The organism is Streptomyces sp. SID5469 (genome assembly GCF_009862865.1).
Classification (GTDB): domain Bacteria; phylum Actinomycetota; class Actinomycetes; order Streptomycetales; family Streptomycetaceae; genus Streptomyces; species Streptomyces avermitilis.
In genome coordinates this window covers 3,567,278-3,581,405 of record NZ_WWIN01000001.1, presented here as the reverse complement: position 1 = coordinate 3,581,405, position 14,128 = coordinate 3,567,278, and the positions used below count along the sequence as shown (strand labels likewise).

General features: G+C 72.2%; 1 protein-coding gene. It reads left to right on the top strand.

Annotated features, from left to right (window positions below; all coding sequences use genetic code 11):
- The first annotated feature begins 17 nt into the window (after positions 1–17).
- The gene (locus tag GTY58_RS15120; RefSeq protein ID WP_010984328.1) at positions 18–14,075 is read left to right on the top strand and encodes a type I polyketide synthase; all 14,058 of its coding nucleotides are present in this window, start codon (positions 18–20) and stop codon (positions 14,073–14,075) included.
- Positions 14,076–14,128 lie beyond the last annotated feature (53 nt).

Genomic DNA, 14,128 nt, shown 5'->3' with positions numbered 1-14,128 from the left:
TTGAGTGGGAGTTGAGCATGAACAGTTCCATGTCGGAGGTCGTCGACGCGCTGCGGGCCTCGCTGCTGGAGAACGAGCGGCTTCGGCAGCAGAACCAGCGGCTCACCACGGCCTCCGCGGAACCTCTCGCCATCGTGGGCATCGGCTGCCGCTACCCGGGCGGTGTCCGCGACACCGAGGACCTGTGGCGGCTGATCACGGAAGGCCGCGACGCCATGTCGGGCTTCCCCACCGACCGCGGCTGGGACCGCTGGGACATCCCCACCGCCCGTACGGGTGCCTTCCTCCACGACGCCGGCGACTTCGACCCCGCCTTCTTCCGCATCTCGCCGCGTGAGGCGATGGCGATGGACCCGCAGCAGCGGCTGCTCCTGGAAACGTCGTGGGAGGCACTGGAGCGGGCCGGCATCGACCCCGCCACGCTCAAGGGAAGCCGCACCGGCGTGTTCATCGGCGGAGCCCCGCAGGAGTACGGCGCGCTGGTGATGAACTCGGCCGAGGGAGCGGGCGGTTACGCGCTGACGGGCGCCCCCGGCAGTGTGCTGTCCGGCCGGATCTCCTACGTGCTGGGCCTGGAGGGTCCCGCGGTCACGGTGGACACGGCGTGCTCGTCCTCGCTGGTCGCCCTGCACCTCGCCGTCAAGTCGCTGCGCACCGGCGAATGCGATCTCGCGCTGGCCGGCGGCGTGCTGGTGCTCGTCACCCCGTCGATCTTCGCGGAGTTCTCGGCGACCGGCGGATCGGCGGGCGACGGCCGCTGCAAGGCCTTCGCCGCGTCCGCCGACGGCACCGGCTGGGGCGAAGGGGCGGGCGTACTCGCCGTCCAGCGCCTGACCGACGCGCGCCGGGACGGTCACCCCGTCCTGGCGGTGATCCGCGGGTCGGCGGTGAACCAGGACGGCGCGTCGAACGGTCTGAGCGCGCCGAACGGTCCTTCGCAGCAGCGGGTGATCCGGCAGGCGCTGGCGAACGCCGGTCTGTCGGCCGCCGACGTGGACATGGTGGAGGCGCACGGCACGGGGACGACGCTGGGCGACCCGATCGAGGCCGAAGCGCTGCTCGCGACCTACGGCCAGGACCGCCCGGCCGACCGGCCGCTGTGGCTCGGCACCCTGAAGTCCAACATCGGACACACCCAGGCCGCGGCCGGCGTCTCCGGAGTGATCAAGGCCGTTCTCTCGCTCCAGCACGGCCTGTTGCCGAAGACGCTGCATGTGGACGAGCCGACGCCGCAGGTGGACTGGTCGGCGGGTGCGGTGGAGCTGTTGACGCAGGCGCGGGAGTGGCCGGAGACGGACGGCCCGCGACGGGCGGGTGTGTCCTCGTTCGGCATCAGTGGCACGAACGCGCACGTGATCCTGGAACAGGCGCCGGAGCCGGAGGGCGCGGAGGTACCGGAGTCCGCGGAGGCGCCGGGGGCGGAGGGGCGTCCGGCGTTGAGCGGGCCGGTGCCGTGGCTGGTGTCGGGGCGTACCGAGGCGGCGTTGCGGGCTCAGGCGGCACGGCTGGCCGAGCACCTGGCCGGGCGTCCCGAGGCGACCCCGCTGGATGTGGGCTTCTCGCTGGCGCGGACCCGTTCGGCCTTCGAACAGCGGGCGGTGGTGGTGAGCGCCGACCGCGACGAACTGATCGCCGGACTGCGGTCGGTCGCCGACAGCGGGGACGGTGCGGGCGTCGCGGGTGTCGTGGCCGGCCGAGCCACCGCCGACAGCGGCGTCGTGTTCGTGTTCCCGGGTCAGGGGTCGCAGTGGGTGGGGATGGCGGCGGAGCTGCTGGACTCCGCACCGGTGTTCCGCGCACGGATGGAGGAGTGCGGGGAGGCACTGGCCCCGCACGTCGACTGGTCGCTGCTCGCCGTGGTGCGGCAGGAGGAGGGCACTCCGTCCTGGTCCCGGGTGGATGTGGTGCAGCCGGTGTTGTGGGCGGTGATGGTGTCGCTGGCGGCGGTGTGGCGTTCGTTCGGGGTGGAGCCTGCCGCTGTCGTGGGGCATTCGCAGGGTGAGGTCGCTGCGGCGTGTGTGGCGGGTGGGCTGTCGCTGGAGGACGGGGCGCGGGTGGTGGCCGTGAGGTCGCGGCTGGTGCTGGAGAAGCTGTCCGGCAAGGGCGGCATGGTGTCCGTTGCGCTGCCGGTCGGGGAGGTCGAGGAGCGTCTCGCCCGGTTCGAGGGCCGGATCGGTGTCGCGGCCGTCAACGGGCCCGGCTCCGTCGTCGTCTCCGGTGAGCCCGACGCACTGGATGAACTCCTTGCGGAATGTGAGGAGTCAGGGGTACGGGCCCGTCGTATCGCGGTGGATTACGCCTCGCACTCCGCGCAGGTGGATGCCCTCAACGAGGATCTGTTGAGGGAGCTCGCGGACATTCAGCCCCGGTCGTCGTCGGTGGCGTTCTACTCGACGGTGACGGGTGAGCGGCTGGACACGTCCGGTCTGGACGCGCGGTACTGGGTGACGAATCTGCGGGAGCGGGTGCGGTTCGAGCCGGTGGTGCGGCTGTTGGCGGAGAAGGGGAGTTCGGTCTTCGTCGAGTCGAGTCCGCATCCGGTGTTGACGATGGCGGTGGCCGAGACCGGTGAGGTCGCGGACCGGGCTGTGGTGACAGTGGGGTCGTTGCGGCGTGACGACGGTGGCGCGGACCGCTTCCTGACGTCGCTCGCGGAGGCCTACGTGGCGGGCGCTCCCGTCGACTGGTCGGTGCTGTTCGCCGGGATGCCGGTGCGCCGGGTCGATCTGCCGACCTACGCGTTCCAGCACCAGCGCTACTGGCTCGACGACGTTGCGCTGCCCGGCCAGAGCGGTTTCTCCGACGACCCGGCGGATGCCGCGTTCTGGGGTGCGGTGGAGCGCGCCGATGTGCAGGGCGTGGCCGCGCTGGTGGACGGTGCGGAGCCTGAGGTGTGGGAGCCGGTGCTCTCGGCGTTGTCGGCTTGGCGCCGGGGGCGTCAGGAGCGGTCGGTGCTGGATTCGTGGCGGTATCGGACGGTGTGGCGTTCGGTGACGGTGCCGTCGGTGGGCCGGTTGTCGGGGACGTGGCTGGTGGTGACGCCGGGGGGCGCGGGGCCGGTCGAGGAGGTCCGGCGGGCGCTGGAGGCGGTCGGCGCCGAGGCCGTCGTACTGGCGTGGGAGGCGGAGGAGGGCCGTGAGGCTCTGGCCGGGCGCCTTACCGGAGCCGGTGAGGTGTCGGGTGTGGTGTCGCTGTTGGGCTGGGATGAGGAGGCCGCGCCTGTCGCGACGGTGACGCTCGTCCAGGCTTTGGCGGATGCCGGGGTCGAGGCGCCGTTGTGGGTGTTGACGCAGGGTGCCGCGTCGGTGGGTGCGGAGGATGTGGTGCACCCGGTGCAGACGCAGGTGTGGGCGCTGGGTCAGGTGGCCGGTCTGGAGCAGCCGGGTAGTTGGGGTGGTCTGGTCGATGTGCCGGGGGTGTGGGACGAGCGGGTTGCTTCCGGGCTGACTGCCGTGTTGGCGGCGGGGGAGGGTGAGGATCAGGTAGCGGTGCGGTCGTCGGGTGCGTATGCCCGTCGTCTGGTGCGGGCTCCGCTGGGTGCGAACCCGGCACCCGTACGCGACTGGAACCCCCATGGCACGGTGCTGATCACGGGTGGTACCGGCGGTATTGGTGCGCATCTGGCCCGTTGGCTGGCGAAGGAGGGCGCCGAGCGTCTGCTGCTGGTCAGCCGTAGTGGCGAGCAGGCAGAAGGTGCTGCCGAACTGGCCACGGAGTTGGGCGGCTTGGGCGCGGAGGTGACGTTCGCCGCGTGCGACGTGAGCGACCGCGACGCCCTCGCCCACGTGATCGCCGGCATCCCGGCGGAGCACCCCCTCACCGCCGTCTTCCACACCGCCGGTATATCCGGTTACGCGGAACTCGCCACCGCCACCCCCGAGCACTTCACCGACGTGCTCTCCGCCCGCGTTCTCGGCGCTCGTCATCTGGACGAGTTGACCGCCGAGCTCGGTGTGGAGTTGGAGGCGTTCGTGGTGTTCTCCTCCGGGGCTGCGGTGTGGGGCAGTGGCAGTAATGGTGCGAATGCGGCCGCGGGCGGTTATCTGGACGGTCTGGTGCGGCGGCGGCGGGCGCGTGGTGTGGCGGGGACGTCGGTGTCGTGGGGCGGTTGGCAGGCGACGGCGATGGCGGTGGGGGACACGGCGGAGCAGTTGTCGCGTCGGGGTGTGCGGCTGCTGGATCCGGTGCTGGCGGTGCAGGCGTTGCGGCAGGTGCTGGAGCAGGACGAGGTGTCGGTGACGGTGACCGACATGGACTGGGCGCTGTTCACTCCGGGATACGCGATGGCCCGGCGCCGCCCGCTCATCGAGGACATCCCCGAAGCCGGTGAGGCACTGAGTGGGGCGGCCGGGGCCGGGGAGACCCTGGACTCGGCAGGCGTGGGTCTGCGGGAGCGGCTCGCCGCGATGACGGAGACCGAGCGGCAGGCCACGCTGCTGGGGCTGGTGCGCGGCGAGGCGGCCCAGGTGCTGGCGCACGGGTCGACGGCGGAGATCACGCCGACCAGGCCGTTCAAGGAACTCGGCTTCGACTCGCTGACCGCGATGGACCTGCGCAACCGGCTGTCCAAGGCCACCGGACTGCGACTGCCGGCCACGCTCGTCTTCGACTATCCCAACCCGGAACAGCTGGCGGCCCTGCTGCGTACCGAGCTGGTGGACGGTCTGCCGGGGACAGCCGGACCCGCGGCACCGGCCGTCCGGCCGGTGGACGACGAACCGCTCGCGATCGTCGGCATGGCCTGCCGCTACCCCGGTGGCGTGCGCGACGCCGACGACCTGTGGCGGCTGATCGTCGAAGGCCGCGACGAACTGTCCGACTTCCCCACCGATCGCGGCTGGGACCGCTGGGGCGCACCCGCGGTCGGCCAGGCCGGTTTCCTGCACGAGGCAGGGGAGTTCGACGCCGCCTTCTTCGGGATCTCGCCGCGTGAGGCGGCGTCGATGGACCCGCAGCAGCGGCTGCTCCTCGAGACGTCGTGGGAGGCGGTGGAGCAGGCCGGTATCGATCCGTGGTCGCTGCGAGGCAGCTCCACCGGAGTGTTCGTCGGCGGCGGCCCGCAGGACTACCCCGCGGTGCTGATGGGCTCGGCCGAGGCCGGCGGCGGCTACGGCATGACCGGTGCGCTCGGCAGCGTGATGTCGGGCCGGGTGTCGTACGTGCTGGGCCTGGAGGGTCCCGCGGTGACGGTGGACACGGCGTGCTCGTCCTCGCTGGTCGCCCTGCACCTAGCCGCTCAGTCCCTGAACAACGGCGAGTGCGAGCTGGCCCTGGCCGGCGGTGTGACCATCATGGCCACGCCGGGCGCGTTCGCGGAGTTCGACACCTTGGGCGGTATGGCGGGCGACGGCCGCTGCAAGGCCTTCGCGGCATCCGCGGACGGCACCGGCTGGGGCGAGGGCGTCGGCATGGTGGTCGTCGAGCGGCTCTCGGACGCGCGCCGCAACGGTCACGAAGTGCTCGCCGTCATCCGTGGCAGCGCGATCAACCAGGACGGCGCGTCGAACGGTCTGAGCGCGCCGAACGGGCCTTCGCAGCAGCGGGTGATCCGGCAGGCGCTGGCGAACGCCGGTCTGTCGGCCGCCGACGTGGACATGGTGGAGGCGCACGGTACGGGGACGACGCTGGGCGACCCGATCGAGGCCCAGGCGCTGCTGGCCACCTATGGGCAGGACCGTCCGGCCGACCGGCCGCTGTGGCTCGGCTCCGTGAAGTCCAACTTCGGGCACACGGGTGCCGCGGCCGGCGTGGCGGGCGTCATCAAGGCCGTACTGGCCCTGCGCAACGGCCTGTTGCCGAAGACGCTGCATGTGGACGAGCCGACGCCGCAGGTGGACTGGTCGGCGGGTGCGGTGGAGCTGTTGACGCAGGCGCGGGAGTGGCCGGATGCGGAGCGTCCGCGCCGGGCGGGTGTGTCGTCGTTCGGGATCAGTGGCACGAACGCGCACGTGATTCTGGAGCAGGCGCCGGAGCCGGAGGGTGCGGAGGTGCCGGGGTCCGCGGAGGCGCCGGGGGCGGAGGGGCGTCCGGCGTTGAGCGGGCCGGTGCCGTGGCTGGTGTCGGGGCGTACCGAGGCGGCGTTGCGGGCTCAGGCGGCACGGCTGGCCGAGCACCTGGCCGGGCGTCCCGAGGCGGCCCCGCTGGATGTGGGCTTCTCGCTGGCGACGACGCGAGCGAACCTGGAACACCGTGCGGTGGTACTCGGCAGCACCTCGGAGGAACTCACGCGCGGGCTGAACGCCGTCGCCGAAGCCGCCATCTCCCCGGCCGTGATCCGTGGCAACGGCACGGACACCGGTGTGGTGTTCGTGTTCCCGGGTCAGGGGTCGCAGTGGGTGGGGATGGGGCGGGATTTGTGGGATGTCTCGCCGGTGTTCGCCGAGTCGATGGTGGCGTGTGAGCGGGCGTTGTCGCCGTTGGTGGACTGGTCGTTGAGGGATGTGGTGTTCCGGGACGCGGGGGATCCGTTGTGGTCTCGGGTGGATGTGGTGCAGCCGGTGTTGTGGGCGGTGATGGTGTCGCTGGCGGCGGTGTGGCGTTCGTTCGGGGTGGAGCCGGCTGCGGTGGTCGGGCATTCGCAGGGTGAGGTTGCTGCGGCGTGTGTGGCGGGTGGTCTGTCGCTGGAGGACGGGGCGCGGGTGGTGGCCGTGCGGTCGCGGCTGGTGCTGGAGAAGCTGTCCGGTAAGGGCGGGATGGTGTCCGTTGCGCTGCCGGTGGAGGGCGTCGAGGAGCGTCTCGCCCGGTTCGAGGGCCGGATCGGTGTCGCGGCGGTGAACGGGCCCACCTCGGTGGTGGTCTCGGGGGAGCCCGAGGCACTGGATGAGCTCCTTGCGGAGTGTGAGGGGTCGGGGGTGCGGGCCCGTCGTATCGCGGTGGACTACGCCTCGCACTCCGCGCAGGTGGATGCCCTCAACGACGACCTGCTCGCCGAACTCGCCGGCATCCGGCCGAAGTCGTCCACGGTCGCCTTCTATTCCACGGTGACCGGGGGGCGGCTGGACACGTCCGGTCTGGACGCCCGGTACTGGGTGACGAATCTGCGGGAGCGGGTCCGGTTCGAGCCGGTGGTGCGGCTGCTCGCCGACCAGGCGCACGGACTCTTCGTGGAAGCCAGTCCGCACCCCGTACTCAACATGGCGGTGGCCGAGACCGGTGAGGTCGCGGACCGGGCTGTGGTGACGGTGGGGTCGCTGCGCCGTGACGACGGTGGCGCGGACCGTCTCCTGACGTCACTCGCCGAGGCACACGTCGCCGGTGCTCCCGTCGACTGGTCGGTGCTGTTCGCCGGCACCGGAACCCGCCGGATCGGGCTGCCGACGTACGCCTTCCAGCACCAGCGCTACTGGCTCGAGGACGCGGCCGCGCCCGGTACGGACGGCGTCGTCGACCCGGTGGACGCGGCCTTCTGGGGTGCGGTGGAGCGCGCCGATGTGCAGGGCGTGGCCGCGCTGGTCGACGGTGCGGACCCGGAGGCGTGGGAGCCGGTGCTCTCGGCGTTGTCGGCTTGGCGCAAGGGGCGTCAGGAGCGGTCGGTGCTGGATTCGTGGCGGTACCGGACGGTGTGGCGTTCGGTGACGGTGCCGTCGGCGGGCCGGCTGTCGGGCACGTGGCTGGTGGTCGCCCCCGGCGAAGGTGCTCCGGCCGAGCGGATCGAGGAGGCCCTGGTCGGCGCCGGCGCCGAGGTCGTCGTACTGGCGTGGGAGACGGAGGAGGGCCGCGAGGCGCTGGCCGGGCGCCTGGCCGAAGCCGGTGAACTGTCCGGTGTGGTGTCGCTGCTGGGCTGGGACGAGAAGGCCGCACCCGCCGCGACAGTGACGTTGGTTCAGGGCTTGGCGGATGCCGGGGTTGAGGCGCCGTTGTGGGTCCTGACGCATGGCGCCGCCTCGGTGGGGTCGGGCGATGTGATCCGTCCGGTGCAGACGCAGGTGTGGGCGCTGGGGCAGATCGTCGGTCTGGAGCAGCCGGGTAGTTGGGGCGGTCTGGTCGATGTGCCGGAGGTGTGGGACGAGCGGGTTGCTTCCGGGTTCGCTGGTGTGTTGGCGGCGGGGGAGGGTGAGGATCAGGTAGCGGTGCGGTCGTCGGGTGCGTATGCCCGTCGTCTGGTGCGGGCTCCGCTGGGCGCGAACCCGGCACCCGTACGCGACTGGAACCCTCATGGCACGGTGCTGATCACCGGCGGCACCGGTGGCATCGGTGCGCATCTGGCGCGCTGGCTGGCGAAGGAGGGCGCCGAGCGTCTGCTGCTCGTCAGCCGTAGTGGTGAGCGGGCCGAGGGTGCTGCCGAACTGGCCGCGGAACTGGGCGGCTTGGGCGCGGAGGTGACGTTCGCCGCGTGCGACGTGACCGACCGCGACGCCCTCGCCCACGTGATCGCCGAGCACCCGCCCACCGCCGTCTTCCACACCGCCGGAGTCGCCAGCTACGGCACCGTACGGGAACTCGACCTCGCCGACCTGGACGCACAGATGGCCGCCAAGACCCTCGGCGCCCGTCACCTGGACGAGCTCACCACCGAACGCGGCCTCGAACTGGACGCCTTCGTGGTGTTCTCCTCCGGAGCCGCGATCTGGGGCAGCGCCGGCAACGGCGGCTACGCCGCGGCCAACGCGTACCTGGACGGACTCGCATGGGACCGCCGGGCCCGCGGCCTCGCCGCGACCTCCGTGTCGTGGGGCGGCTGGAAGGCCACCGGCATGGCCACCGACGACACCGCCGAGCAGCTCGCGCGCCGCGGCGTCCGTCCGATGGACCCGGCACGGGCCGTCGAGGCCCTGCGACAGGCGCTGGAGCAGGACGAGACCGCGCTGACGGTCACCGACATGGACTGGGAACGCTTCACCCCCGGCTACACGATGGCCCGGCGCCGTCCCCTGATCGAGGACATCCCCGAAGTCGCCCGCGTCCTGAGCGAGGACTCCGCCGACGTGCTCGGTGACGACTCGGCGGGCTCGGCCCTCCGGACGGAGCTCGCGGCGCTCGGCCAGGCCGAGCAGCTCGATCTGCTGCTGGACCTGGTGCGCGGCGAGGCGGCCCGCATCCTGGCCCACTCCTCCACGGCCGAGATCACTCCGGAGCGGCCGTTCAAGGAACTCGGGTTCGACTCGCTGACCGCGATGGAACTGCGCAACCTGCTGAACACCGCCACCGGTCTGCGGCTGCCCGCGACCCTCGTCTTCGACTACCCCAACCCGCGGCAGCTCGCCGCCCACCTGCGCACCGAACTGATCGGCGCCGGGCCGGACCTCGTCCCGGCCGCCGACGTCGTACGGGCCGATGCCGACGAACCCCTCGCCATCGTTGGCATGGCCTGCCGCTACTCGGGCGGAGTCTCCTCGCCGGAGGACCTGTGGCAGGTCGTGGTGGAGAACAAGGACGGGATGTCCGACTTCCCCTCCTACCGCGGCTGGGACCGGTGGAACCTCGCCAGCCTCCGCCGTGCCGGATTTCTGCACGAGGCGGGCGACTTCGACGCCGGCTTCTTCGGGATCTCGCCGCGTGAGGCGATGGCGATGGACCCGCAGCAGCGGCTGCTCCTCGAAGCGTCGTGGGAGGCCGTGGAGCGCACCGGCATCGATCCGCACTCACTGCGGGGCAGCGACACCGGCGTCTTCGTCGGCGGTACGGCCGTCGAGTACGGCGCGCTCCTGATGAACTCGCCGGCCAGCCAGGGCTACGCCGTCACCGGTTCCTCCGGCAGCGTCATGTCCGGGCGCATCTCCTACACCCTCGGCCTGGAGGGGCCCGCGGTGACGGTGGACACGGCGTGCTCGTCCTCGCTGGTCGCCCTGCACCTCGCCGCCCAGGCGCTGCGCGGCGGTGAGTGCTCGCTCGCCCTGACCGGCGGCGTCGGTCTGATGGCCACCCCGGGCGCGTTCGCGGAGTTCGACACGCTGGGCGGACTCTCGGTGGACGGCCGCACCAAGGCCTTCGCGGCCGCCGCCGACGGCATCGGCTGGGGCGAGGGCGTCGGCATGGTGGTCGTCGAGCGGCTCTCGGACGCGCGCCGCAACGGTCATGAAGTGCTCGCCGTCATCCGTGGCAGCGCGATCAACCAGGACGGTGCGTCGAACGGTCTGAGCGCGCCGAACGGTCCCTCGCAGCAGCGGGTGATCCGGCAGGCGGTCGCCAACGCCGGACTGGCGCTGGCGGACGTGGACATGGTGGAGGCGCACGGTACGGGGACGACGCTGGGCGACCCGATCGAGGCCCAGGCGCTGCTGGCCACGTACGGTCAGGAGCGACCGGCCGACCGGCCGCTGTGGCTCGGCTCCGTGAAGTCCAACATCGGGCACACGGGTGCCGCGGCCGGTGTCGCGGGCGTCATCAAGTCCGTACTGGCCCTGCGCAACGGCCTGTTGCCCAAGACCCTGAACGTGGACGAACCGACCCCCAAGGTGGACTGGTCCGCCGGTGCGGTGGAGCTGCTGACCCAGGCGCGGGAGTGGCCGCAGGGGGAGCGTCCGCGCCGGGCGGGCGTGTCCTCGTTCGGCATCAGCGGCACGAACGCCCACGTGATCATCGAGGAGGCGCCCGCCGCCGAGGAGACACCGGCCGCGCCCGACGAGGCGGCCCCGGCAGCACCCGCACTGGTGACGCCGGTCGTCCCGTGGGTGTTCTCGGGCCGGTCGAGCGGCGCCCTGTGCGGCCAGGCCGGGCGCCTGGGCGGCCTGGTGGAGCGCGAGCCGGGCCTCGACGTCACCGACGTGGCGTTCTCGCTGGCGACGACGCGAGCGAACCTGGAACACCGTGCGGTGGTGCTCGGCGGCGACGCGGCCGGCCTGCTCGACCGTTTGCGCTCGGTCGCCGCGCGGGAGCCGGACGCCGGCGTCGTGTCGGGCACCACCGCCGCCGGTGGCCGGGTGGTGTTCGTGTTCCCGGGGCAGGGGTCGCAGTGGGTGGGGATGGGGCGGGATTTGTGGGATGTCTCGCCGGTGTTCGCCGAGTCGATGGTGGCGTGTGAGCGGGCGTTGTCGCCGTTGGTGGACTGGTCGCTGAGGGATGTGGTGTTCCGGGACGCGGGGGATCCGTTGTGGTCCCGGGTGGATGTGGTGCAGCCGGTGTTGTGGGCGGTGATGGTGTCGCTGGCGGCGGTGTGGCGTTCGTTCGGGGTGGACCCGGCTGCGGTGGTCGGGCATTCGCAGGGTGAGGTCGCTGCGGCGTGCGTGGCCGGTGGTCTGTCGCTGGAGGACGGGGCGCGGGTGGTGGCGGTGCGGTCGCGGCTGGTGCTGGAGAAGCTGTCCGGCAAGGGCGGGATGGTGTCCGTTGCGCTGCCGGTGGAGGGCGTCGAGGAGCGTCTCGCCCGGTTCGAGGGCCGGATCGGTGTCGCGGCGGTGAACGGGCCCACCTCGGTGGTGGTCTCGGGGGAGCCCGACGCCCTCGACGAACTCCTCGCGGAGTGTGAGGAGTCGGGGGTGCGGGCCCGTCGTATCGCGGTGGACTACGCCTCCCACTCCGCGCAGGTCGACGCCCTCAACGACGACCTGCTCGCCGAACTCGCCGACATCCGGCCCAAGTCGTCCACGGTCGCCTTCTACTCCACGGTGACCGGCGACCGGCTGGACACGTCCGGTCTGGACGCGCGGTACTGGGTGACGAATCTGCGGGAGCGGGTGCGGTTCGAGCCGGTGGTGCGGCTGTTGGCGGAGAAGGGGAGTTCGGTCTTCGTCGAGTCGAGTCCGCATCCGGTGTTGACGATGGCGGTGGCCGAGACCGGTGAGGTCGCGGACCGGGCTGTGGTGACGGTGGGGTCGTTGCGGCGTGACGACGGTGGCGCGGACCGTCTCCTGACCTCGCTCGCCGAGGCCTACGTGGCGGGCGCGCCCGTCGACTGGTCGGTGCTGTTCGCCGGCACCGGGGCCCGCCGGGTCGACCTGCCGACCTACGCCTTCCAGCACCAGCGCTACTGGCTCGAAGGCGTCTCCGTCGGAGGCGAGATCCAGGAGGCCTCGGCGGACGCGATGGACGCCGCGTTCTGGGATGCCGTGGAACGTGAGGATCTCGCCGATCTCACCGAGGTGCTCGACACATCCGGCGGCACCGGGCCCGACCCGGCCGCCGCCGCGGAGGCCTGGCTGCCCGCGCTGTCGGCCTGGCGCAAGGGCCGCCGGAAGCAGACGACACTCGACTCGTGGCGCTACCGCACCGAATGGCGCACGAACGATCGGCCCCTCTCGGCACGGCTGTCGGGCACGTGGCTGGTGGTCGCCCCGAGCGACGGTGCGCCGACCGAGCGGATGGAGCGGACCCTCGCCGGCGCCGGTGCCGAGGTCGTGGTCCTGGCGATCGAGGCGGGGACGGACCGGGCGGAGCTGGCCGAACGGCTCGCCGGGACTCCCGAGGCGGCGGGCGTGGTCTCGCTGCTCGCCTGGGACGAACACACCGCGGTCGCCTCGACACTGACGCTCATCCAGGCCCATGGCGACATCGAGTCGGCGGCCCCTCTGTGGGTGGTGACCCGCGGAGCCGCGTCCGTGGACTCGGGCGATGAGATCCGTCCGGTGCAGACGCAGGTGTGGGCGCTGGGGCAGATCGTCGGTCTGGAGCAGCCGGGCAGTTGGGGTGGTCTGGTCGATGTGCCGGAGGTGTGGGACGAGCGGGTGGCCTCTCAGGTTGCTGGTGTGTTGGCGGCGGGGGAGGGTGAGGATCAGGTAGCGGTGCGGTCGTCGGGTGCGTATGCGCGGCGTCTGGTGCGGGCTCCGCTGGGTGCGAATCCGGCACCCGTACGCGACTGGAACCCCCATGGCACGGTGCTGATCACCGGCGGCACCGGTGGCATCGGTGCGCATCTGGCGCGCTGGCTGGCGAAGGAGGGCGCCGAGCGTCTGCTGCTCGTCAGCCGTAGTGGTGAGCGGGCCGAGGGTGCTGCCGAACTGGCCGCGGAACTGGGCGGGTTGGGTGCGGAGGTGACGTTCGCCGCGTGCGACGTGACCGACCGCGACGCCCTCGCCCACGTGATCGCCGGCATCCCGGCGGAGCACCCCCTCACCGCCGTCTTCCACACCGCCGGAGTCGCCGGTCACGGACCGCTGGCCGACCTCGACGTGACCGACCTCGACACGCAGACCGCCGCCAGGATCGCGGGCGCTCGTCATCTGGACGAGTTGACCGCCGAGCTCGGTGTGGAGTTGGAGGCGTTCGTGGTGTTCTCCTCCGGGGCTGCGGTGTGGGGCAGTGGCAGTAATGGTGCGAATGCGGCCGCGGGCGGTTATCTGGACGGTCTGGTGCGGTTGCGGCGGGCGCGTGGTGTGGCGGGGACGTCGGTGTCGTGGGGCGGTTGGCAGGCGACGGCGATGGCGGTGGGGGACACGGCGGAGCAGTTGTCGCGTCGGGGTGTGCGGCTGCTGGATCCGGTGCTGGCGGTGCAGGCGTTGCGGCAGGCGCTGGAGCAGGACGAGGTGTCGGTGACGGTGACCGACATGGACTGGGCGCTGTTCACTCCGGGATACGCGATGGCCCGGCGCCGCCCGCTCATCGAGGACATCCCCGAGGCGGCACAGGTACTGCGTGACGCCGAGGAGATCGAGGACGGCCCGGAGGACGGGGCGGCCGGCGCGGATCTGCGCAAGCGTCTGGCCGGGCTGACCGACCCCGAGCGGCAGGCCACGCTGCTGGGGCTGGTGCGCGGCGAGGCGGCCCAGGTGCTGGCGCACGGGTCGACGGCGGAGATCACGCCGACCAGGCCGTTCAAGGAACTCGGCTTCGACTCGCTGACCGCGATGGACCTGCGCAACCGGCTGTCCAAGGCCACCGGACTGCGGCTGCCGGCCACGCTCGTCTTCGACCACCCCAACCCGCAGCGCATCGCCGAACACCTCCGCGCCGGGCTGGCCCAGGACGGGCAGCAGGGCATCGCCGACGTCCTCGACATCCGGCGTGAGCTGACCCGGATCGGCGAGGCGCTGAACAGCGTCGCACCCGATGCCCGGGCCCGCGAGGACATCGTCGACCATCTCCGCGACCTCATCACCCAGCTCGGCACCGGCACCGGAGCCGCCGAGCAGGACACCACCGATCTCGAAGCCGCGACGGACGACGAGATCTTCGACTTCATCGACCGCGACCTAGGCGTGTCCTGATCAGGCGGACGAGCAGGCATCTGTCGGGCTTTCAACCGCTCCAGAGTGGGGTT

Bases quoted from the DNA above. Each gene is read 5' to 3' on its own strand.
- GTY58_RS15120 (WP_010984328.1), top strand. From the start codon at position 18: ATGAACAGTTCCATGTCGGAGGTCGTCGACGCGCTGCGGGCCTCGCTG.